This window comes from Xanthomonas hortorum pv. cynarae (assembly GCF_002939985.1).
Taxonomy (GTDB): Bacteria; Pseudomonadota; Gammaproteobacteria; order Xanthomonadales; family Xanthomonadaceae; genus Xanthomonas; species Xanthomonas hortorum_D.
The window spans coordinates 132,402-154,191 of record NZ_MDFM01000009.1 but is presented as its reverse complement, the minus strand read 5'-3'; the positions used below and the strand labels follow the sequence as shown (position 1 = coordinate 154,191).

At 66.7% G+C, this 21,790-nt stretch carries 17 protein-coding genes; 12 read left to right on the top strand and 5 right to left on the bottom strand.

All coding sequences use genetic code 11. The annotated features are described in order from the left end of the window. Positions 1–86 precede the first annotated feature (86 nt). The 7 genes from XcyCFBP4188_RS08635 (at position 87) to XcyCFBP4188_RS08605 (ending at position 7,876) form a co-directional block, all read left to right on the top strand. Positions 87–698, top strand: coding sequence for a DUF998 domain-containing protein (locus XcyCFBP4188_RS08635; RefSeq protein ID WP_006449939.1), 612 nt, complete (start codon positions 87–89; stop codon positions 696–698). Positions 699–770: 72 nt separating this feature from the next. Further along, positions 771–3,413, top strand: coding sequence for a leucine--tRNA ligase (leuS, locus tag XcyCFBP4188_RS08630; RefSeq protein WP_006449940.1), 2,643 nt, complete (start codon positions 771–773; stop codon positions 3,411–3,413). A gap of 285 nt (positions 3,414–3,698) precedes the next feature. Next, a complete protein-coding gene (locus XcyCFBP4188_RS08625; RefSeq protein WP_023903361.1) occupies positions 3,699–4,334 on the top strand; it encodes an LPS-assembly lipoprotein LptE in 636 nt (211 codons plus the stop codon). Between the two features lie 21 nt (positions 4,335–4,355). Then, the gene (holA, locus tag XcyCFBP4188_RS08620) at positions 4,356–5,384 is read left to right on the top strand and encodes a DNA polymerase III subunit delta (protein ID WP_006449942.1); all 1,029 of its coding nucleotides are present in this window, start codon (positions 4,356–4,358) and stop codon (positions 5,382–5,384) included. Then, complete coding sequence (gene nadD, locus XcyCFBP4188_RS08615; protein WP_043908159.1) at positions 5,381–6,280, top strand: nicotinate-nucleotide adenylyltransferase; 900 nt, start codon at positions 5,381–5,383, stop codon at positions 6,278–6,280. The genes holA and nadD overlap by 4 nt, the downstream gene beginning before the upstream one ends. Before the next feature lie 57 nt (positions 6,281–6,337). Next, positions 6,338–6,748 (top strand): ribosome silencing factor, encoded by a 411-nt coding sequence (gene rsfS, locus XcyCFBP4188_RS08610; RefSeq protein ID WP_006449944.1) that lies wholly within the window; start codon positions 6,338–6,340, stop codon positions 6,746–6,748. A 12-nt stretch (positions 6,749–6,760) separates the two neighbouring features. Beyond that, positions 6,761–7,876, top strand: coding sequence for a J domain-containing protein (locus XcyCFBP4188_RS08605; RefSeq protein WP_006449945.1), 1,116 nt, complete (start codon positions 6,761–6,763; stop codon positions 7,874–7,876). A 283-nt stretch (positions 7,877–8,159) separates the two neighbouring features. On the opposite strand, the gene XcyCFBP4188_RS08600 is transcribed toward XcyCFBP4188_RS08605, so the two are convergent. Further along, positions 8,160–9,701, bottom strand: a complete 1,542-nt coding sequence (locus XcyCFBP4188_RS08600; RefSeq protein ID WP_006449946.1) for an alkaline phosphatase PhoX — start codon at positions 9,699–9,701, stop codon at positions 8,160–8,162. A 121-nt stretch (positions 9,702–9,822) separates the two neighbouring features. Between XcyCFBP4188_RS08600 and rlmH the strand changes: the two genes are divergently transcribed. After that, positions 9,823–10,293 carry a 23S rRNA (pseudouridine(1915)-N(3))-methyltransferase RlmH gene (rlmH, locus tag XcyCFBP4188_RS08595; RefSeq protein ID WP_006449947.1) on the top strand — a complete coding sequence of 157 codons (471 nt, stop codon included), beginning with the start codon at positions 9,823–9,825 and terminating at the stop codon, positions 10,291–10,293. A 251-nt stretch (positions 10,294–10,544) separates the two neighbouring features. On the opposite strand, the gene XcyCFBP4188_RS08590 is transcribed toward rlmH, so the two are convergent. Next, entirely contained in the window at positions 10,545–11,228 is a 684-nt protein-coding gene (locus XcyCFBP4188_RS08590) for an energy transducer TonB (RefSeq protein ID WP_104591924.1), read from the bottom strand. Positions 11,229–11,547: 319 nt separating this feature from the next. Next, the gene (locus XcyCFBP4188_RS08585) at positions 11,548–12,282 is read right to left on the bottom strand and encodes an SIMPL domain-containing protein (RefSeq protein ID WP_006449949.1); all 735 of its coding nucleotides are present in this window, start codon (positions 12,280–12,282) and stop codon (positions 11,548–11,550) included. Positions 12,283–12,404: 122 nt separating this feature from the next. On the opposite strand from XcyCFBP4188_RS08585, the gene XcyCFBP4188_RS08580 reads away from it, so the two are divergent. From XcyCFBP4188_RS08580 to XcyCFBP4188_RS08570, 3 genes are all read left to right on the top strand, one after another. Then, positions 12,405–12,977, top strand: coding sequence for a Maf-like protein (locus XcyCFBP4188_RS08580; protein ID WP_006449950.1), 573 nt, complete (start codon positions 12,405–12,407; stop codon positions 12,975–12,977). After that, positions 12,977–14,476: a ribonuclease G gene (gene rng / locus XcyCFBP4188_RS08575; protein ID WP_006449951.1), complete on the top strand. Its 1,500-nt coding sequence runs from the start codon at positions 12,977–12,979 to the stop codon at positions 14,474–14,476. The genes XcyCFBP4188_RS08580 and rng overlap by 1 nt, the downstream gene beginning before the upstream one ends. A gap of 169 nt (positions 14,477–14,645) precedes the next feature. Continuing rightward, positions 14,646–18,569 (top strand): YhdP family protein, encoded by a 3,924-nt coding sequence (locus tag XcyCFBP4188_RS08570; RefSeq protein WP_104591923.1) that lies wholly within the window; start codon positions 14,646–14,648, stop codon positions 18,567–18,569. Positions 18,570–18,761: 192 nt separating this feature from the next. Here XcyCFBP4188_RS08570 and XcyCFBP4188_RS08565 read toward each other — a convergent pair whose 3' ends face one another. Continuing rightward, positions 18,762–19,529 carry a DUF6065 family protein gene (locus XcyCFBP4188_RS08565; RefSeq protein ID WP_006449953.1) on the bottom strand — a complete coding sequence of 256 codons (768 nt, stop codon included), beginning with the start codon at positions 19,527–19,529 and terminating at the stop codon, positions 18,762–18,764. Positions 19,530–19,628: 99 nt separating this feature from the next. Here XcyCFBP4188_RS08565 and tldD point away from each other — a divergent pair, with 99 nt between their 5' ends. Beyond that, positions 19,629–21,074, top strand: coding sequence for a metalloprotease TldD (tldD, locus tag XcyCFBP4188_RS08560; protein ID WP_006449954.1), 1,446 nt, complete (start codon positions 19,629–19,631; stop codon positions 21,072–21,074). Between the two features lie 91 nt (positions 21,075–21,165). Here tldD and yjgA read toward each other — a convergent pair whose 3' ends face one another. Continuing rightward, positions 21,166–21,747: a ribosome biogenesis factor YjgA gene (gene yjgA / locus XcyCFBP4188_RS08555; protein WP_006449955.1), complete on the bottom strand. Its 582-nt coding sequence runs from the start codon at positions 21,745–21,747 to the stop codon at positions 21,166–21,168. Positions 21,748–21,790 lie beyond the last annotated feature (43 nt).

The window sequence follows — 21,790 nt, the reverse complement described above, 5'->3', positions numbered from 1 at the left end:
CAGACAAGGGGTTCACGCCACGCGCCCCCGGCACCACAATGCCGCGTCATGGCGGCGCAACCTGCGCCCCACGTTGGAGCAAGACAATGGCGAGCATCGATGGCACGCAGCGCTACCTGGGCCTGATCGCGGCAACCGTGTTCGTGCTGGCGGTGGCCGGCTTCGGGCTGGCATTGCCAGGCTATCTGCAGGCCAGCCACCCGGTGGCGTTATTGGGCGCAGACGGCGTTCCGCACGCGCTGGGCTTCAATCTGCTGGCGTTCGCACTGGTGGGTGGGTTGGGCATGGCCACCGGCATCAGTCTGATGGCGCGCATGCCGGCCAAGTCCGGCTGGAGCCTGCGCGTGGGCGGGCAGTTGATCGTGCTGGCAGGTTTGGCGTTCCTGGGCATGGGTCTGCTGCCGCTGGATCCTACCGACCTGGATGGCCGCGCCAGCCAGGCCCATGCCACCGCCTGGCTGCTATGGGCGGTGGCATTCGTGCCGGCCATGCTGCTGATCGCCGCCGCGCTACTCAACCAGTCCGATACCCGTGCGCTGGCGTTGCTGAGTCTGGGCGCCGGGCTGCTGGTGGCGGTGCTGGCATTCGGGCCGCCGGGGTTGCTGCGCCAGGCAATCGCCCAGCGTGTGGCGTTTCTGGCCTGGGTAGGCTGGCTGGCGGTTGCCGGCTGGAGCTGGCCGGCCAAACCCGCCTTCTGACGCGCGGGTTTGGAGCGCCTGCTGCACTGCGGTACCCTGTGCCGCTTTGCACCGCCCGAGCATCCGCTCCCAATGTCCACCGTCGAACCGAACGTCTACGACCCGCAGCAGGTCGAAACCTCCGCCCAGCAGTTCTGGGATGCCACCCGCGCCTTTCAGGTCGATGAGAACTCGGACAAACCGAAGTTCTATTGCCTGTCGATGCTGCCGTACCCGTCCGGTGCGCTGCACATGGGCCATGTGCGCAACTACACCATTTCCGATGTGGTCAGCCGCTACAAGCGCATGACCGGCCACAACGTGATGCAGCCGATGGGCTGGGATGCGTTCGGGTTGCCGGCGGAAAACGCCGCGATCAAGAACAAGACCGCGCCGGCCAAGTGGACCTACGCCAACATCGAGCACATGCGCGGGCAGCTCAAGTCGCTGGGCTACGCGATCGACTGGTCGCGCGAGTTCGCCACCTGCTCGCCGGACTATTACGTGCACGAGCAGCGCATGTTCACCCGGCTGATGCGCAAGGGCCTGGCCTACCGTCGCAATGCGGTGGTGAACTGGGACCCGATCGATCAGACCGTGCTGGCCAACGAGCAGGTGATCGACGGCCGCGGCTGGCGCTCCGGTGCATTGGTGGAAAAACGCGAGATTCCGCAGTGGTTCCTGCGCATCACCGATTACGCGCAGGAACTGCTCGACGGCCTGGACCAACTGGACGGCTGGCCGGATTCGGTCAAGACCATGCAGCGCAATTGGATCGGCCGCTCTGAAGGGCTGGAGATCCAGTTCGACGTGCGCGACACCAATGGCGCTGCGCTGGATCCGCTGCGCGTGTTCACCACCCGCCCGGACACGCTGATGGGCGTGACCTTCGTGTCGATCGCCGCCGAGCACCCGCTGGCGCTGCATGCGGCCAAATCCAACCCGGAACTGGCCGCGCTGCTGGAAACGCTCAAGCACGGCGGCGTCTCCGAAGCCGAGCTGGAAACCCAGGAAAAACGCGGCATGGCCACCGGCCTGACCGCCGTGCATCCGATCAGCGGCGAGCAGGTGCCAGTGTGGGTGGCCAACTTCGTGCTGATGGGCTACGGCACCGGCGCGGTGATGGCGGTGCCGGGTCATGACCAGCGCGATTTCGAATTCGCCAACAAGTACGCCTTGCCGATCGTGCAGGTGGTCAAGCTGCGCGAGCCGCGCAATGAAGACGAGCAGACCTGGGACGCTACCCAGTGGCGCGACTGGTACACCGACAAGAGCCGCGAACTGGAGCTGATCAATTCGGCCGAGTTCGATGGGCTGGATTTCGGCGGCGCCTTCGAAGCCTTGGCCGAGCGCTTCGAGCGCAAGGGCCAGGGCCAGCGCCGGGTCAATTACCGCCTGCGCGACTGGGGCGTGAGCCGCCAGCGTTACTGGGGCTGCCCGATTCCGGTGATCTATTGCGCCAAGTGCGGCGCAGTGCCGGTGCCGGAAGACCAGCTGCCGGTGGTGCTGCCGGAGAACGTGGAATTTGCCGGTACCGGTTCGCCGATCAAGACCGACCCCACCTGGCGCCAGACCACCTGCCCGGAGTGCGGCGGCCCGGCCGAGCGCGAGACCGACACCTTCGACACCTTCATGGAGTCGAGCTGGTACGTGGCGCGTTACACCAGCCCCAACGCACGCGACATGGTCGACCGCCGCGCCAACTACTGGATGCCGGCCGACCTGTACGTGGGCGGCATCGAGCACGCGATCCTGCACCTGATGTATTTCCGCTTCTATCACAAGCTCATGCGCGACGCGCGGCTGGTGGACAGCGACGAGCCGGTGACCAACCTGCTCACCCAGGGCATGGTCATCGCCGACACGTTCTATCGCGATGCCGACAACGGCGGCAAGGATTGGATCAACCCGGCCGACGTGGAAATCCAGCGCGACGAGCGCGGCCGCGTCACCGGCGCGGTGCTGGTCGCCGATGGCCAGCCGGTGCACATCGGCGGCACCGAGAAGATGTCCAAGTCCAAGAACAACGGCGTGGACCCGCAGTCGATGGTGGCCAAGTACGGCGCCGACACGGTGCGGCTGTTCTCGATGTTCGCCGCACCGCCGGAGCAATCGCTGGAATGGAACGAGGCCGGCGTCGACGGCATGGCGCGCTTCATGCGCCGGCTGTGGGTGCAGGTGCACAAGCATGTAGGCGAGGGCGCTGCAGCCGCGTTGGACGTCGCCGCGTTGAGTGCCGAGCAGAAGGCGATCCGCCGCAAGACCCACGAAACCATCGGCAAGGTCAGCGACGACTACGGCCGCCGCCACAGCTTCAATACCGCCATTGCCGCGGTGATGGAGCTGTCCAACGCGCTGGCCAAGTTCGACGACGCCAGTGACCAGGGCAGGGCGGTGCGGCAGGAAGCGCTGGAAGCGATGGTGCTGCTGCTCAATCCGATCACCCCGCACGCCAGTCATGCCTTGTGGCAGGTGCTGGGCCGTGGCGAAACGTTGCTGGAAGATGTGGCGTTTCCGCAGGTCGATGCCGCCGCGCTGGTGCGCGATGCGCTGACCCTGGCGGTGCAGATCAACGGCAAGCTGCGCGGCACCATCGAGGTGGCTGCCGATGCCGGGCGCGAGCAACTCGAAGCGCTGGCGCAGGCCGAGCCGAACGCGGCCAAGTTCCTGGATGGGATGAGCGTGCGCAAGATCATCATCGTGCCCGGCAAGATCGTTAACATCGTGGCGGGGTGATGGGTTCTGATTGGTCGGGTCGCAGGCGCCGTTCCGGGTAGTTCGCCGGATCGGCGTGGCGGCGCGCAGGTTAGGTTGATGCGGCGGTTTCAGGTAATTCCTGCACTGGCGCAGGCTAAGGGGGCTGCGGTCGTTCTTGCCGATTCATTTCACTGGCGCGTGGCGACGCGTTTGTCATTACCGGCCGCCGCAGGTTTACTGCGGCGCTCTCAAGCCCCATTCACGCGGTGTCGGTCAGGCTAGCCGCCTGTTGCCGCCGCCGGGGCGCTCATCCAGACTGTGCCCATGATTCGATTTCCTACTGCCTTCGCTGCGTCCCTCGTGCTCGTCTCGAGCCTCACCGCCTGCGGCTTCCATCTGCGCAATTCGCTGGCGTTGCCGCCGGACACGCCAGCGGTCAAGGTGCAGTCTGCAGTGCAGTACAGCGAACTGGCCAAGTTGCTGCGGCGTGGCCTCAAGGCTGCCGGCGCCACCCTGGCCGACGAAGACGCCAAGACCGGCTTTGCGCAGGTGCAGGTGTTGTCCGAGCGCTGGGGCGATCTGCCGATCGCCATCGACAGCCAGGGCCGTGCGCAGGAATACAGCCTGCGCTACGCCGCCATCTTCACCGTCACCACCGCCAATGGCGCGGTGCTGGTGCCGCAGCAGGTGATCGAGCTCTCGCGCGACTACGTGTCGCCGCCGGTGGATGCCACCGGCACCGCGACCGAGCGCGAGATCCTTGCCGACGAATTGCGCAAGGACATGTCGGCCTCGATCCTGCGTCGTATCGACAGCGTGGTGCGCGCACGCGTGCAGCGTGGCGAGACGCTGGAAAGCACGCCGACCGCGCCGCTGCCGCAGGCTCCCACGCCGCCAGTGCAGCCGACCACGCCTGAGTCGAGCGTACCGGCGGCGTTGCCGCCTGCGTCGAACAACTAAGCGTCGCGCGCGCTCGCAGTCATGGAACTCCGCCCCGAGCAGCTTGCCGGCCAGTCCAACCAGCCGTTGCAGCCGGTCTATCTGATCGCCGGCCCCGAGACGCTGCGCGTGCTGGAGGCGGCCGATGCGGTGCGCGCCCGAGCGCGCGCCGAAGGCATTGGCGAACGCGAAGTCTTCGACGCCGATGGCCGCGAGTTCGACTGGAACCAGCTGGATGCGACCTTCAACGCGCCCAGTCTGTTCAGTCCGCGCCGGCTGGTGGAAATACGCCTGCCCAGCGGCAAGCCGGGCAAGGACGGCGCCGATGTCATCACCCGTTTCTGCGCCAATCCGCCGCCGGACGTGGTGCTGCTGATCACCGCCAACGACTGGAGCAAGGCGCACCAGGGCAAGTGGGCCGATGCGGTCGGCCGCATCGGTACCATTTCGGTGGCCTGGGCGATCAAGCCGCACGAATTGTCCGACTGGATCGAGCGCCGCCTGCGCAGCCACGGCCTGCGTGCGGACGCTGCCGCAGTGCAGCGCCTGAGCGAGCGGGTGGAGGGCAATCTGCTCGCCGCCGCGCAGGAAATCGACAAGCTGGTACTGCTGGCCGACGGCAAGGTGCTGGACCTGGAGGCGATGGAGTCGCTGGTTGCCGATGCCGCCCGCTACGACGTGTTCCGGCTGGCCGAAACCACCTTCTCCGGGCAGCCGGCGGCGGTGATACGCATGCTCGCCGGCCTGCGTGCCGAAGGCGAGGCGGTGGCCGCACTGATGCCGATCCTGATCAAGGAGCTGCTGCGTACCGCATCGCTGGCGAAAGTGCAGGCAAATGGCGGCAACCTCGCCGCCGAAATGAAGGCGCAAGGGCTGTGGGAATCGCGCCAGGCCCCGTTCAAGCGCGCGCTGCAACGGCATCCCGAACCGCGCCGCTGGGAACGCTTCGTCGCCGAAGCCGGGCTGGTCGATCGCATGGCCAAAGGCCGCGCCGACGGCGACGCCTGGGTCGGCCTGGAACGCCTGCTGGTGGCCGTGGCCGAAGCGCGTGCGGTGAGATTGCTGGCTTGAAAGTGGGCGCTTCCGGGAATGGAGATGCCGGGGCCGGGAACAGGGAACGGGCTCGGAGAAGCGTAAGTCAGGGTCAACTTCCAGCGGCGATTGCGATGCCAGTCAGTCCCGCTGGCGCTCTTCCCGTTGTGCCCGGTCCCCGGTCCCCGGCTCCTCGCTCTTACGATTCCCCAATCCCGATTCCCGAATCCCAGCTCCACCCCGAATCCCCAATCCCCAATCCCCAATCCCGGCTCCACCTGTACTACGGCGGCACCTTCGACCCGATCCACCTGGGCCATCTGGCCATCGCCTGCGCCGCGCGCGACGAACTGGGCGCGCTTGTGCATCTGGTGCCAGCCGCCGACCCGCCGCATCGCCCCGCACCCGGCGCCACCGCCGTGCAGCGCGCACGCATGCTGGAACTGGCGCTCGCCGACACGCCCGGGCTGGTGCTGGACACCCGCGAGCTACGCCGCGCCAGCCACGGCGGTGCACCGTCCTATACCGTCGATACCTTGCGCGAACTGCGTGCCCAACTCGGCCCTGCGACACCGATCGCCTGGTTGCTGGGCGCCGATGCCTTTGTTGGCCTGAGCAGCTGGCATCGGTGGGAGGCGCTGTTCGAGTTGGCGCATTTCGTCGTCGCCGAGCGTCCAGGCGTCCCGCTGGATCTGGCCGAGGCGCCGCAGCTTGCCCAGGCAGTGCAGGGCAGATGGGCTGCCAGCGCCGGCGAGCTGGGCACCACCCCGGCCGGCCGCCTGTGGCGGTTGCATCAACCGTTGCGCGGCGAATCGGCCAGCGCGGTGCGTTCGCGCATCGCCACCGGCGGCGACTGGCAGGCGCTGGTGCCGCCGTCGGTGGCAGCGTTTATCGCGCGCGAATGCCTTTACGGCAGCGCGCAGCCGTCCAGCTGAACACGCATCCGGCCGGACCGGCCTATAATTCACACTAATTCCATCGAGTTGCCCGCTTTGACCACCCAAGCCCAAGTCATCAAGACCTCCATTCCGAACCCGCCGCCGTCCGTGCCGGCCCTGTTGGCCACCGTGCGCGAGGCCGTGGAGGAGCTGAAAGCCAAGGACGTGGTCGAAATCGATGTGCGTGGCAAGTCCAGCGTCTGCGATTACATGGTGGTCGCCTCGGGCACCTCGACTCGCCACGTCAAGTCGATCGCCGAAGAAGTGGTCAAGTTCGCCAAGCGTCTGGATGTGATGCCGCTGGGCGTGGAAGGCGAGCGCGAAGCCGAATGGGTGCTGGTCGACCTGGGCGATGTGGTGGTCCACGTGATGCTGCCGCGCGTGCGCGAGTTCTACGCGCTGGAGCGCCTGTGGACAGTGGGCGATCAGCGTCCGGACGATGTGGATGCCGACCCTGAGGAGTAACTGACCCACGGTATGGCCAGAAAATCCCAAGCCCAGACAGAGACACCTGCCTCGCCGGCGCTGCAGCAACTGCGCAGCCAGCCGGCGCAGGCCGCCGCACAGCCGTTGTCGCCGGCGCGCAAACGCTTCGACCGCTTGCTGCGCGATCTGGAGCGTCATCGCAACGAACTGCAGGCCTGGCAAACGGCGCTCACGCGTTGGCGCGAGCGCTATCACACCGAGCTGCAGCCCTTGCTCGATCATCGGCGCGCGGCCGATGTGGCGCTGGTCGAAGAACTCGATCGCGCGCATGCCACGGTCAAGCTGAGCAAGGCCGACCGTGCGTTTCTGTCGGAGCTGCTGTGCGATATCGCCGGCCCGCTGATCGAAGCGGGACATGAAGCGCTGCGGCCGATCTACGATCGCCACAGTGTCATGGGCTACGACCAGGAAGTGTCCGAATCCGATGCGCTGATGAAGCAGATTCTCGGCCAGGCCTATGGACTGGATGCCGACGAACTGGACGGCATCGACTCGCCCGAAGAACTCTTCGAACGCGTCAGCGAGCGTCTCGAGCAGGAACACGCGCAACAACAGCAGCACAACGCGCAGCGCCGCAAGCGTGCCGAGAAGAAAGCGGTTGCCGGGAATGCCGAGCCGCCACCGTTGCGCGAGTTGTATCGCAAACTGGCCGGCAATCTGCATCCGGACCGCGCCAAGGACCCCGACGACCACGCCTCGCGCACCATCCTGATGCAACGGCTCAATGCGGCTTACAAGGCCGGCGATCTGCTCGGCCTGCTCGAACTGCAGGCCGAGATCGGCCTGCTGGACGCGCAAGGTGTGGATGCGATGAGCGCGGCGCGGCTGCAGGATTACAACCGCGAACTGGACAGGCAGTGCAAGGAATTGCAACAGCAGGTGCAGGAGCAGTCGGAGAACTTTTGCGCAGAATATGGTCTGGACCTGCCGCCGCGGCTCAAGCCCGAGCGACTGGGTAAATTGATGGCCCAACTCAAGCGCGACGTCGAAGACGATCTGATGGAAGCGCGCCAGGGCCTGCGCGAACTGGCCGACCCGCAATCGCTCAAGCGCTGGCTGAAACTGCAGCGTGTCATGTCGAGCGCGCAAGACGCGCCCTGGTTCTGATCACGGGACTGAGCGTGGTTTTCAGGTTGCACGCAGGCCACTGCTGGTGAGCGCGCGTGCTGTGCGCAGTCTCCGTCGCAGACGCTGCCCGTTGTGCAGATGAGACGAGTGCATGCACGGCACTGTGTCAGCTGCTGGGTCGATGCCACTGCCGAACGGACGCTTGTCCGTTCGGCTGCGGTGGCCTGGGCTAATTTCTTATATAGGCCGGCTTATAAAAACCGGCCTACAACAGGCAGGCTCCCGATTGCAGGCCCACGACAGCATGCTCACAACGGCTCGTTCACAACGGCCCGCGTTCCCACGGCCCGGTGATCGCCAGCGTGATGCCCGGTGTCTGGATGTTGACGAACAAGGTGCGCGCCAGCGGGTCCCAGCAGGCGCCGCAGAACTCGGTGTCGCGGTAATCGCCTTCGGCAATGGTCTTGCCGGCATCTGCGATCTGCTGCGACGTCAGCTGCACGTTGTTCTTGGCCAGATAGAACGATTCGCCGCCACGGGTGAGCCCGAGCAGGCGCGCGCCGGGACCATATTCGTCCGGACTCTCCCCGCCGTCTTCGCACAGCACCACGCCACCGCGCGCGCTGACGGTGACGTTGTCCGGGTTGTGCGCGGCCAGCTGGTTGCCGCTGACGAACAGTGCGCTCAAGCGCTGCGTAAACAGATCCAGCACCCATACCGCGCCGTTGCCGTAACCGCGGCGGCCCTGCGCATCCACGCCGGTGCTGGTGTCGACGATGAACAGTTTGCCGTAGCTGTACCAGATGCCTTCGCCACGGCTCATGCGTAGCGCGCCGTCGGCCCAGGCCTGCGCAAACGGCCCGCTCAATGTGTCGTTGGCGCCGATGTCGGGGAAGCCGGCCGGTGCGGCGATGCCATCCAGATCGGGCTCGGAAATATCCACCCATTCCAGCTGGAACTGCTGGCCGATGCTGGCGACGGTGAGGTCGGCATTGCGCCGCCCACGCACGCGTGCTGCCTGCAGCCGGCCGCCATTTTCCAGTGAGCCATTGCGGCCGCGACGGTCGTTGGGGATGAAGCGATACAGGCCGGCCTTGTTGCGATCGTCTTCGGTGAGATAGACGATGCCGGTGCGCGGATCGATCGCCACCGCTTCATGGCTGAAGCGGCCCAGCCCGACCAGCGGCCGGCCGGTGGTGCGCTGGCTGTCCGGGTCCACTTCGAACACGTAGCCGTGCTTGCGGCCGGTGCTGGACACCGCATTGGTCTTGATCTCTTCGCAGCTCAGCCAGGTGCCCCACGGGGTGGGGCCACCGGCGCAGTTGACCAGCGTGCCGCCCAGGCTCGGCTCCAGGCTGCCCCAACCGCGGCGACCGTAGCTCAAGGTGGTGGTGCCGCCACCGGCCAGTTGGGTGCCGCTGACGATGCCGGTGTCGTACATCGCTGGTGCGCGGAACGGGGTGGTCGCGCCGCGCTCGTGGTTGCGGATCAGCACATATTCCAGGCCGCGCAGCGGGTCGCTGCCGGGGCGCCAGTCGGGCCGACGCAGGCCGACCACGGCCATGCCGTCATGGCGGTCGGGGCAGGGCTGGCCATCGTCCATGCGATCGCCGCTCCAGCCGAACGAGCGGTAGCTGAAACCACGCGGCAGCTGCAGCAGCGGCAGCCCGGTGCTCTGGTCGGCGACCGGGGCGAGCGGGCCATAGCGGCTGGGTACGGGTGCCAGCTGCAGCGGCGGGGAAGTGCTGGTGGCGGCCTGGGCCTGGCGCGATTGCAGCGCGCTCAAGCTGCCAAGCGCACCGGCGGCCATCACGGCGGCGCTGCCCTTGAGCACCTGGCGGCGGGCGGGATCGAAAATCGGCATCGAACGACTCCTGCTGGCTGGGTAGTCCGCCGACGCTAGATGCCCGCTGTAACCGCACCATGACACCGCTGTGATCGACATGGTTCCGATGCCCGGGCTGTGACGCGGATATCATGTCGCGATGAAATGCCGACTCATCGCTACCGGCGAGCGCGCACCGGCCTGGGTGGCGCAGGGCTTTGCCGAATATCAGAAACGTCTTTCGCACTGGATGCCATTGGAGCTGGTCGAGATCGAACCCGGCCTGCGCGGCAAGGGCCGCGACGCGCAACGCGCCACCGACGACGAAGGCCGCCGCGTGCTCGCCGCGCTGCCCAAGAACGCCTACGTGGTGGCGCTCGATATCCCGGGTCGCCCGCTCAGTTCGGAACAGCTCGCCCAACGCATGGAGCACTGGCGCGGGCAGGGCCGCGATCTGGCGTTTCTGATCGGCGGCCCGGAAGGTCACGCCGCCGATGTGCTGAAAACCGCCAGCGAGAGCTGGTCGATCGGCCCGTTGACCCTGCCGCACATGCTGGTGCGCCTGATCGTCGCCGAGCAGCTGTATCGCGCTGCGGCGATGCTGGCCAATCATCCGTATCACCGCGCGTGAGTGGTGACCAAGGTTTTGCGGTGTGCCAATAGCCGCTGCTGTTGCCTGTCGTGGTGACCAGCCGGTCACCGCTGCATTGGATCGTGTGTGCTGCTGACATTGCATCGCGAGCACTTGTCAGGAGGCTGTGCCCGGCAATTGGAAATCCATTGCACGAACACCTGCTCTCGGAGCGCTTCTATGCCGGTCTGATGTGGCGCACTGCGTGTATGCGGCGACTCGAAGGCCGAGCCGCCGCATTCCAGACTCACTCAATTCAACGAAAAACTCACCGGTACCAGGCCATACGCCTGCACGGCTTGACCGTTCTGCATCGCCGGCTGGAAACGCCAGCTGCGCAGCACCTGGCTACGCGCCGCCAGATCGAGTGCGCGATGACCGCTGCTGGTCTGCACGCTCACTTCGGTCGGGCGCCCATCGGTACCGACCAACACGCGTAGCAGCACCGTGCCTTGCTGCCCGGCACGCAATGCGGCCACCGGGTAACCCGGCGCCGGTGAACTCAGATACTGCAGTTGGCCTGCCTCGACCGGGCCGCTGGGTGCGGCAATGGCCGGAGCGCTGTCAGCTATCGCGTCGGAGACAGCGGGCAAGGCAAGCGCTGCGCTGTCCACCAACGGTGCCTGATTCACCACTGGTGTTTGCACCTGTACCTGCACCGGCACGGCGGTCGGCGGTGTCTGCGTCGCCTGTGGCTTGAACTTCACTTCGATCGGGAACACCGCTGGCGGGACGGGTGGCGTTGGGATCGTCATCGGCATGACCCAACGTTCTTTGGGCGTGGGCTGCTGCGGAATCGCCCGGTACGAGAGCGGAATCAGCAACAGCCCGCCGGCCAGCAAATGCAACGCCACGGCCGTACTCATCGCCAGAACGCGCGAGGTGTCGATGCCTGTGGATCGGGAAGAAACCTGCGATTGCGTGAGAACCATCATCCACCTCCTCAACGGAACTGCGGAACGGACCAGCGCGACCCGGACGCACACCACCATCCGGTGACGTAGGTTTACCGCGACCTTTGTGTGGACACAAGTGATTTCGCAGCGTCGGCGATGGCTCGCCGATTGACTCCGGGCGTATCGATTCGGGCAGCTTGGCTAGTGCGGCAGACTCGCGTACGACCGCGCGTACGACTAGAGGTGGTCGCATATGACACGCCAAGAAGAGGCAGCAGAATTTTCGGTTTTCCCAAAAAAAAACTGCCCTCAGGAGAGGGCAGTCAGAAAAATCAGTTCACGCTCGGTTTCGATCCGGTCAACGCCCCAATTCGAACGTCACATCCAGGTTGATCGATAGCGTGCTCTCGCCCGGTGCGACCGGGGTGTCCATCTCGACCTTGGCCGAGCGCATCGAGGCGGCCATCATCATCGGGCGCACGCCGCCACCGCTGCGGCCTTCGGAGATGCTGACGATGCGGCGCACCTTCAGGCCGAGCGACTTGGCGTAGGTGTCTGCGCGGGCCTGGGCCTTTTTCAGTGCAGCCACGCGTGCTTCGTCGTAGACCGGCTCGGGCTGGTCGATCGAGAAGCTGGGTCCGTTGATGTCGTTGGCGCCCTGGGCGACCAGGGCGTCGAGCACCTTGCCCAGGCGGGTGATGTCGCGGACCTTGAGGTTGACCGTGTTGCTGGCCTGGTAGCCGTTGATCTTGGGCGCTTCGTTTTCTTTGTAGGTGTACTGCGGGCTGAGGTTGATGCCGCTGGTCTGCACATCCTTGTCGGCGATGCCGGCGGCCTTGACGGCGGCCAGCACTTTGTTCATCTGCTCGGCGTTCTGGCGCATGGCGGCGTTGCCGTCGGCAGCCTGGGTGACCACGCCGGCAGACAGCGTGGCGATGTCCGGCACGCGCTTGGCTTCCGCTTCGGCCGACACATTGAGCAAGGTGCCGTCGTTGGGAATGGTGTAACTCGACGCAGGTTGAGCATGGGCGGTCATGGCGGTTCCGGCAGCAATCGAGAGGGCCAGCAACAACGGCTTGAAGGTGGTACGCATGAGATCTCCTTGTGTGTCTGCAGAGCGTGTTGTGAGTTCGATGAACATGTTGTGAGTCGAACGCGACCACTGTGTCCCATGCAAGCAAGCGGGCGAGCATGGGCAACAGGTATGCTGGAAGGATGCTTTATCTCGCCTCCCGGTCGCCGCGCCGACAAGAACTCCTGCAACGCCTGGATGTACCGTTCCAGACCTTACAACTGGACGTGCCCGAGCTGCGCGCGCCCGACGAATCGCCCGCGCACTACGTGCAACGCGTTGCGCTGGACAAGGCGCGCGCCGGGCTGGCGCAGGTGCAGGCCAGCGACCCCGATGCGATCGTGCTGGGCTCCGATACCGAGGTGGTGTTGGGCGAGCGGGTGTTCGGCAAGCCGGTCGATGTGGCCGATGCGATCGCGATGTTGAGCTTGCTGTCAGGGCGCACCCACCAGGTGCTCACGGCGGTGGTTCTAGTCTGCGCACAACGCGCCCCGGCGCAGGCGTTGGTGGTATCGGAGGTCACGTTCGACACGCTCGATGCTGCGCAGATCGCTGCCTATGCGGCCTGCGGCGAGCCGATGGGTAAGGCCGGTGCGTACGCGATCCAGGGACGCGCCGAACGTTTTATCAGCCATCTGTCCGGTAGCTATTCGGGCGTGATGGGATTGCCCTTATTTCACACCTCGCAGTTGCTCACAGCCTTCGGAGCGCATTGATGTCGGAAGAGATTTTGGTCAACGTCACCCCGCGCGAGACCCGCGTGGCGGTGATCGAGAACGGCATGCTGCAGGAACTGCATATCGAGCGCGGTTGGCGCCGTGGCGTGGTCGGCAATATCTACAAGGGCAAGGTGCAGCGGGTGATGCCCGGCATGCAGGCGGCGTTCGTCGAACTGGGTCTGGAGCGCGCCGCGTTCCTGCACGCCAACGACGTGATCCGCCCGGCGCCCGCGCCGGCCAGCGTGGTCGATACCGAAGAGACCCCGATCCCGCCGCCGCCGGCGGCCTCGGTGCCGATCGTGGAGCTGCTGCGCGACGGCCAGGACATCGTGGTGCAGGTGGTCAAGGACCCGATCGGCACCAAGGGCGCGCGGTTGACCACCCAGATCAGCATTCCCTCGCGCTATCTGGTGCTGCTGCCGCAGTCCAAGATCGTCGGGGTGTCGGCGCGGATCGAAGACGAGGCCGAGCGGCTGCGCCTGAAGACCATCGTCAGCGAGGTCTCGGCCCAGCACGGCGGCTTCGGCTACATCATCCGCACCAATGCCGAAGGCCAGCCGGCCGAGGCGCTGGCCGAGGACATCGCCTATCTGTCGCGGGTCTGGAACGTGGTGGAGCGGCGCGGCCGGGAAGCGCCGCCGTGCAGCATCATCTACGAAGACCTGAGCCTGCCGCTGCGTGCGGTGCGCGACCTGATCCGCCGCGACGTGGAAAAGGTCAAGGTCGATTCCAACGAAACCTTCGTGCAGCTGCAGGCGTTCGTGGCCAAGTACATGCCGGTGCTGGCCGAGCGGCTGGAGCTGTACACCGGCGACCGGCCGATCTTCGACCTCTACGGGGTCGAGGACGAGATCGGGCGCGCGCTGAACAAGCAGGTGCCGCTCAAGTCCGGTGGCTATCTGGTGATCGACCAGACCGAGGCGATGACCACCATCGACGTCAACACCGGTTCGTTCGTCGGCCAGCGCAATCTCGAAGAAACCGTGTTCCGCACCAACCTGGAGGCCGCGCAAGCGGTGGCGCGGCAGCTACGGCTGCGCAACCTGGGCGGGATCATCATCATCGACTTCATCGACATGGACGATGCCGAGCATCGCCGCCAGGTGCTGCGCACGCTGGAAAAGGCGCTGGCACGCGATCACGCCAAGACCACGGTGTACGAATTCTCGCCGCTGGGGTTGGTCGAAATGACCCGCAAGCGCACCGTCGAAAGCCTGGAGCGGCAGCTGTCGGAAACCTGCGGCCAGTGCAGCGGGCGCGGCACCATCAAGACCGCCGAGACGGTGACCTACGAGATCTTTCGCGAGATCACCCGTGCGGTGCGCCAGTTCGACGCGGCGCGGCTGCTGGTGATCGCCTCATCCAAAGTGGTGGCGCGGATCACCGACGAAGAATCGGCGGCCGTGGCCGAGCTGGAGGAGTTTCTGGGCAAGAGCATCCGCTTCCAGTCCGACGACCAGTATCTGCAGGAGCAGTTCGATGTGGTGTTGCTGTGAGTTCGGGAATGGAGAGCCGGGAATCGGGAATGGGGGTGGAGCGAAAGGCGCTCTGCGGGGTGCCAGTGACATCTTTAGAATGGCGGCGCACGCGGATGGATGATCGTGTGCGCGGCGCGGTTTGTGCTCCTGCGATTCCCTATTCCCTATTCACCATTCCCCGCCGTTAATGCCCACCCCGCTGCGCCGCCGTCTGCGTCTGTTTCGCCGCTACGCGATCACCGCCACCGCACTCGTGCTGGTGGCGATCGCATTGCTGGTGGGTGCGGCCAGCCAGGCGTTGCCGCTTGCCGAGCAGCGGCCGCAGCAGATCGCCGCGTGGTTGAGTCAGCGCGCCGGCCAGCCCATTGCCTTCGATCGCCTGCAGACCGAGTGGACCCGACGCGGTCCGCTGTTGCGGCTGGATGGGTTGCGGATCGGTCCGCATGGCGAAGTGCGCGTGGGCCAGGCCGAAATCCTGCTGGCGATGTACGCCGGCCTGTTGCCCGGCCATTCGCTGACCGAAGTCCGCCTGCGTGGTCTGGCACTGACGCTGCAGCGTAGCGATGACGGCGTGTGGTCGGTGCAGGGCTTGCCGGCCGCGCGGCGTGCCGACCCCTTGGAAGCGTTGCGTCGCCTTGGTGAAATCCAGGTGGCCGAGGCGCGTTTGCATGTGACCGCGCCCTCGATCGGCCTGGACACCACGTTGCCGCGCATCGACCTGCGTCTGCGTGTCAGCGGTTCGACAGTGAAAGTCGGCAGCCATGCCTGGATCGATGTGCAGCGCGCACCGTTGACCACCGTGCTGGAGTTCGATCGCAACAGCGGCGACGGCAGCGCCTATGCGCAGGCCGACCCCGCAGATCTGGCCGCGTGGGCCTCGTTGCTGCACGTCGGCGGCATGCGCGTGGATGGCGGCAGCGGACGGCTGCAGGCGTGGGCACAACTGCGTGCGCGCCGCATCACCGGTGTCACCGTGGATGCATATCTTCAACAGGTGCGCTTGTCCGGTGCCGCGTTGCCGGATGAAACCGCACGCCGCACGCTGGTGTGGGAGCGGCTGCGCGCGCGCGCGCGCTGGCAGACCATCGAAGGCGGCTGGCGGGTGGATGCGCCGCTGCTGCGGCTGGGCCAGGCGGCCAAATTGCAGCAGTTGGATGGGTTGAGCATCGCCGGCGGGCGCCGTTACGCGGTGGTCGGCAAACATGTGGATGTCTCCGGTCTGATCGCAGCGGCGGCATTGAGCGACCACCTGTCGCCCACCTTGCGGCGCTGGTTGAGTTTGTCCAGACCGCAGCTGCGCGTGACCGACCTGCAGGTCGCAGGCGAGCAGGGCGGTGCCCTGCGCGCGCAGGGCCGGATCGACGAATTGGCGTTCCTACCGGTGGGCAACGCGCCAGGCATCAGCGGTTTGCGCGGGCAGATCGATGGCGATGCGCAGGCGGTCGAGCTGGATACCGCGCCCGATGCCACGGTGCGTTTCGACTGGCCGACCGGCTTCGGGGTGGCGCACGAGATCCAGCTGGCCGGCAAGCTCGTCGGCTGGCGCGACGGCGCCGGCTGGCAGGTCGCCACGCCGGCCTTGCGGGTGCAGGCCAAGGACTACGGCGCCAATGTGCGCGGCGGGCTGTGGTTCCAGAACGATGGCAGCCGCCCGCGCATCCAGCTGGCCACGCAACTGGACGATGTCGCCTTGCCGGTGGCGCGTAAATTCTGGATCCGCTCGAAGATGAGCAAGCCCGCCATCGACTGGCTGGACAAGGCGGTAGCCGGCGGCGTGATCACCGGCGGCACCGGTCTGGTCAGTGGCGATCTGGACGACTGGCCGTTCGAAGGCAACGACGGGCGCTTCGAAGCGTTCGGCCATATTCGCGACGGCGTGATCCCCTTCAATCCCGAGTGGCCGGCGATGGAGCAGGTGCAGGCCGATCTGAGCTTCCTCGGCAACGGCTTCTCCCTGCAGGGAAGTGGCGAGCTGGCTGGCGCGCCAATCACCCGGCTTGAGGCCGGCATTCCCAATTTCGCCACCTCCGAACTCTACGTGCGCGCCTCCACCCAGGCCGACGCCACGCAGCTGCTGAGCATGCTGCGCAAAAGTCCGTTGGAGCGTCGCTACGGCGACACCTTGCGCAACCTCACGGTGTCCGGCCCGGCAACGGTGAGCTTCGATCTGCTGCGCCCGTTACGCAGCAAGGGTGTGGGCGGGCATCTGCAGGGCACGGTCGCGCTGCAGGGTGCCAAGCTGGCCGACGCGCGCTGGAATCTGGCCTTCGACCAGGTCAGCGGCCAGGCCGACTACCGCGACACCGGCTTTGCCGCCGAGCAGTTGAGCGTGCAGCACCAGGGCCGCAGCGGCGAGTTGTCCTTGCGTGCCGGCGGCTTTGTGCAGGACCCGAAGCAGGCGTTCGAAGCGCGCTTTGCCGCCACCCTGGATGCCAAGGAATTGTTCGACCGCGCGCCGCAGATGGAATGGCTGCGCCCGTACGTGCACGGCAGCGCGCCCTGGCAGGTGGGCGTGGATGTGCCATTGCCGCCGCCGGGCCAGACCGATGCGAAGGCGATGTTGAGCCTGCGCTCGGACCTGGTCGGCACCACCCTGGATCTGCCCGCGCCGCTGGACAAGGCGGCCACCCAGCCGTTGGACACCCAGGTCAAGGTGGCCTTGCCGGTCGGCGATGGCGATATCGATGTGGCGTTCGGCAAGCTGGTGGCGCTCAAGGCCAGCAGCCAGGGCAACCAGACTGGCGTGCGCGTGGTGATGGGCACCGACACGGTCAGCGAGCGCCCACCGGCCAACGGTTTGATCGTCACCGGCCGCACCGCCTCGCTGGATGCGATCGACTGGATCAGCCTGGCCCGCGGCAGCAGCGAGCCGGAGATGCCGCCGCTGCCGGGCCAGCCGGAGACCAAACAGAGCACCGTGCCACTGCAGCAGGTGGACGTGCAGGCGGACAGACTGCTGATGATCGGCGGCGTGTTCCCGCAGACCCGGCTGCGGCTGCGCCCGACCCGCGACGCGGTGGCGGTGACACTGGACGGGCCGTCCCTGGCCGGCCAGCTCACGGTGCCCAATGCCGACGGTGCCGCCGTGCAGGGCAAGCTGCGCACCGTGCATTGGCAGCCGGTCGCGGCGCCTGCCGAACCGGCCGCACCCGAGCCGGGCGACCCGCTGGCCGGCGCCCTGCCCGAGCCGGCGCGGCGCGCGGTGGCCGAGTTCGACCCGGTGTCGATTCCGCCGTTGTCGCTGGATATCGACGATCTGCAGGTCGGCAAGATGACCCTGGGCGCCGCCATTTTGCGCAGCAGCCGGCTCAGCGACGGCATGCAGGTGGATCAGCTGCAGCTGCGCTCCAACGACCAGAGCATCGGCCTGACCGGCGCCTGGCGCGGCAAGGGCGAATCCGCCAGCACCCGGCTATCGGCACGCGTGGACAGCCGAAATCTCGGCAATCTGCTGCAAAACCTCACCCTGGGCGGTCAGCTGCGCGGTGGCGAAGGCCAGCTGGAGCTCAACGCCGGCTGGCAGGGCTCGCCGACCGGCTTTGCGCTCGGTTCGCTGGATGGCGACCTCAAGATCGACGTACGCAACGGCCAATTGCTGGAAGTGGATCCCGGTGCCGGCCGCGTGCTCGGCCTGCTCAGCGTGGCGCAGTTGCCGCGCCGGCTGATGTTCGACTTCCGCGACTTCTTCTCCAAGGGGCTGGCGTTCAACAAGCTGGCCGGCGAGGTGCGCTTTGGCGATGGTTTCGCACGCACCGACGCCATCCGCATCGAAGGCCCGGCCGCCGACATCGCCATCCGCGGGCTGACCGACCTGCGTGCGCAGACCTTCGACCAGACCGTGGACGTGAATCCCAAGGCCGGCAATCTGCTGGCCGTGGTCGGCGCCGTGGCCGGTGGCCCGGTCGGCGCGGCGGTGGGCGCGGCCGCCAATGCGGTGTTGAGCAAGCCGCTGGGCGCGATCGGTGCCAAGACCTATCACGTCACCGGCCCGTGGAAGGAGCCGCAGGTGGACGTGGTGGAACGCGAAGCGCGCGAGCGTGCGCCAAGCAAGCCGAGTTCTTCAAGTGCGCCAGCTAGCAGTTCCAGCAAGCCTGGTGCAGCGCCGCGCTGAGGCGCGTAAGTATGCGGTGCCCAGCGGGTTAGTCGAATGCGCCTAGCCCGCCGAGCGCAATGCTTCCATTCAGTCCGCACACCGTCGTGCTGAGGCGTTGAGGCGTTGAAGCGCCCGCCGGGCAAATCGAATACACCTAGCGCCTTCCAGTCAGCTCTGCACGTGGCGAGCCGCGCCCATACGCTGACGTGCTCAGTCTGCTGGCATCCCGTTATCCGCCTCGTCTTCGCTGGCAGTACGCGCGAACATCGGCAGGCGCAGACGCGAACGGTGGCCCGGCGCTGGCGCTCGATCCGCGCCAGCCACACCGAGGAAATAGCCGCGCTGCCATTTCTCGCGTGCGGCGGCCGATTGCGCATCCGGCAATTCATTTAGAAACCGCGTGCGGCTGTGGGTCCAGTCGGCATGCTGCCGCGCCAGTTCCGGCGCCTCGGATAGCGGCTGCCACTGCGGTTGCACTTGCTCGATCAGACGGCGTGGCAGCGGAAACAGATGGCAGAACGGCTCGCCGGCGTCGAAGCGCACCCGCCCGGGCCGGGTGAATCGCCAGTTCATGGTGAAGGTGTACGGGCTCCAGTCGGTTTCGATCATGCCGCTCAAGGCGCCGATGCCGTCCTTGGGCCGGTTCAATGGCCCGGTGACGAACAGATCGATGCCTTCTTCGGTGCGGAACAGGCAGGGCACGTGAAAGGTCAGCACGCCATAGCCGAAGTGGCTGATCGCCGGTGCCGTAGTGCCTGCATCGGCACTGATCCGGATCGCGTCCAGGCCATCGCGGCCGTCCCAGCTGGCCTCGAACCCGGCCTGGCACAGCAGCTCCCAGCCATGCGCATTGGCGACCGCCAGCGGCAGGCAGCGGTAGGCATAGCGCTGGTCGGTGGCGTCCATCCAGTCGCGCTCGTGCGGGGCGGGGCGGATGTCCAGCGTGTGGCCATCCAGGACGTGGGCAGTGAGCTTCATGCGCGGGCGTCGGCAGGGCGGCGGGCCTGCGATGATATCCGCGCCGCACGTTCAGCCGAACGACTTGTCTCCCCGGCGTGCGGGCCCCATCCTGATCGCATGACCGATAACGCTCTCACTCTGGCCGAAACCCGGCTGCTGCTTCCTTCCGGCCTGGACACCGGCCATCTCGACCGCACCTTCGGCGCCCTGTTGGGCCCGGGCATCGACTTCGGCGACCTGTATTTCCAGCATTCGCGACGCGAGAGCTGGAGCGTGGAAGACGGCATCGTCAAGGACGGTGCGCATTCCATCGAACAAGGCGTCGGCGTGCGGGCGATTGCCGGCGAGAAGACCGGCTTCGCCTATTCCGACGATATCCAGCGCGAGGCCTTGCTGGAAGCGGCGCAGTCCGCGCGCGCGATCTCGCGCGACGGCGGTGCGCAATCCACCCGCACGCTGGTGCGCGGCAGTGGCCGTGCGCTGTACCCGGCCACCGACCCGATCGACGACATGGACAGCGCGACCAAGGTCGAGTTGCTGCGCCGGATCGACCAGTACGTGCGCGCGGCCGACCCGCGCGTCAAACAGGTGATGGTGAGCCTGTCCGGTGGCGTGGACACGGTACTGATCGCCCGCAGCGACGGCGTGCTGGCCGCCGATGTACGCCCGCTGGTGCGCATGAACGTGCAAGTGATCGTCGAACACGGCGGGCGCCGCGAATCCGGCTATTCCGGTGGCGGCGGCCGTTACGGCTATGCCGAGCTGTTCGCCGACGGCCGCCCGGAAGGCTTCGCCCGCGAAGCGCTGCGCCAGGCCCTGGTCAATCTGGATGCGATTCCCGCACCGGCCGGCGTGATGCAGGTGGTGCTCGGTCCCGGCTGGCCCGGCGTGCTGCTGCACGAGGCGGTCGGGCATGGCCTGGAAGGCGATTTCAACCGCAAGGGCACCAGCGTCTACGCCGGCCGCATCGGCGAGCGCGTGGCCTCACCGGGCGTGACCATCGTCGATGACGGCACCCTGGACGGCCGTCGCGGCTCGCTCAATATCGACGACGAAGGCACGCCCACCCAGTGCACCACGCTGATCGAAGACGGCGTGCTGGTCGGCTACATGCAGGACACCCACAACGCGCGCCTGATGGGCGTGGCGCCGACCGGCAACGGCCGCCGTGAGTCGTTTGCGCACCTGACCATGCCGCGCATGACCAACACCTACATGCGCGCCGGGCAGCACGACCCGCAGGAAATGATCCGCTCGGTCAAGAAGGGCATCTACGCGGTCAACTTCGGCGGCGGCCAGGTCGACATCACCAGCGGCAAGTACGTGTTCTCGGCCACCGAGGCATACCTGATCGAAGACGGCAAGGTCACCGCGCCGGTGAAGGGCGCCACGCTGATCGGCAACGGCCCGGAGACCATGCAGAAGGTGCGCATGATCGGCAATGACCTGGCGCTGGACGAAGGCGTGGGCGTGTGCGGCAAGGACGGGCAGAGCGTGCCGGTCGGCGTCGGCCAGCCCTCGCTGCTGATCGACGGCATCACCGTTGGCGGAACGCAGGCCTGAGATGCGGGGATTCGGGATTCGGGATCCGGGATTCGCAACGGCAGGGATGGCCGGGATGGCTGTTGCGGGGCTGGATGAATCGGGCGGATCCCTATTCGTCGCCTTCCGATGCCGATTCGTCGTCTTCCAATCCCGAATCCCCAATCTCCAATCCCGGCTCTTGAGACAGCTCGCGCAGCACCTGGAACAGCTCGCGGTAAGCGCGCGGCGGCTTGTTCTTGGCCCGCTCGCCGATGGCGTTGCGCACCAGCTGACGCAGTTGTTGGCGGTCGGCGGCCGGGTACGCCTCCAGCAGTTCGGCCAGCGCCACGTCGCTCTCGGCCAGCAGCCGCTCGCGCCAACGCTCGACGCGGTGAATCGCAGCCACTTCGCGGCGCGCGGTGTCGCTATTGGCATCCAGCGCGTCGCGCAGCGCGTTCAGCGTGGCGTCGTCCTCGCGGCGCATGTGCTTGGCCAGAAACGCCAGCTGCCGCTTGTGCGCGATATGCGAGGTGATGCGCTTGCTCTCTTCGATATGCGGGATCAGCGATTCGGGCACCGGCAACTTGGCCAGCTGCGCCGGGGTCAGCGCCACCAGCTTTTCGCCCAGGTCGAAAATTTCCAGCGCCTCGCGCCGTTGCTGGCTGCGGCTGGCGCCGCGAAATTCACCGGTATCTTCGTCGCGTCCGCGCATTGCCACTACATCCCGAAACTTGGTTGATAAAAACTCCGGCCTT

Excerpts from the sequence above, each read along its gene's own strand:
- XcyCFBP4188_RS08585 (WP_006449949.1), bottom strand. The coding sequence starts at position 12,282 with ATGCGTACCACCTTCAAGCCGTTGTTGCTGGCCCTCTCGATTGCTGCC.
- XcyCFBP4188_RS08635 (WP_006449939.1), top strand. The coding sequence starts at position 87 with ATGGCGAGCATCGATGGCACGCAGCGCTACCTGGGCCTGATCGCGGCA.
- XcyCFBP4188_RS08565 (WP_006449953.1), bottom strand. The coding sequence starts at position 19,529 with ATGAAGCTCACTGCCCACGTCCTGGATGGCCACACGCTGGACATCCGC.
- XcyCFBP4188_RS08590 (WP_104591924.1), bottom strand. The coding sequence starts at position 11,228 with ATGATGGTTCTCACGCAATCGCAGGTTTCTTCCCGATCCACAGGCATC.
- XcyCFBP4188_RS08625 (WP_023903361.1), top strand. The coding sequence starts at position 3,699 with ATGATTCGATTTCCTACTGCCTTCGCTGCGTCCCTCGTGCTCGTCTCG.
- rng (WP_006449951.1), top strand. The coding sequence starts at position 12,977 with ATGTCGGAAGAGATTTTGGTCAACGTCACCCCGCGCGAGACCCGCGTG.
- leuS (WP_006449940.1), top strand. The coding sequence starts at position 771 with ATGTCCACCGTCGAACCGAACGTCTACGACCCGCAGCAGGTCGAAACC.
- XcyCFBP4188_RS08580 (WP_006449950.1), top strand. The coding sequence starts at position 12,405 with ATGCTTTATCTCGCCTCCCGGTCGCCGCGCCGACAAGAACTCCTGCAA.
- XcyCFBP4188_RS08600 (WP_006449946.1), bottom strand. The coding sequence starts at position 9,701 with ATGCCGATTTTCGATCCCGCCCGCCGCCAGGTGCTCAAGGGCAGCGCC.
- holA (WP_006449942.1), top strand. The coding sequence starts at position 4,356 with ATGGAACTCCGCCCCGAGCAGCTTGCCGGCCAGTCCAACCAGCCGTTG.
- XcyCFBP4188_RS08605 (WP_006449945.1), top strand. The coding sequence starts at position 6,761 with ATGGCCAGAAAATCCCAAGCCCAGACAGAGACACCTGCCTCGCCGGCG.
- XcyCFBP4188_RS08570 (WP_104591923.1), top strand. The coding sequence starts at position 14,646 with ATGCCCACCCCGCTGCGCCGCCGTCTGCGTCTGTTTCGCCGCTACGCG.
- rlmH (WP_006449947.1), top strand. The coding sequence starts at position 9,823 with ATGAAATGCCGACTCATCGCTACCGGCGAGCGCGCACCGGCCTGGGTG.
- tldD (WP_006449954.1), top strand. The coding sequence starts at position 19,629 with ATGACCGATAACGCTCTCACTCTGGCCGAAACCCGGCTGCTGCTTCCT.
- yjgA (WP_006449955.1), bottom strand. The coding sequence starts at position 21,747 with ATGCGCGGACGCGACGAAGATACCGGTGAATTTCGCGGCGCCAGCCGC.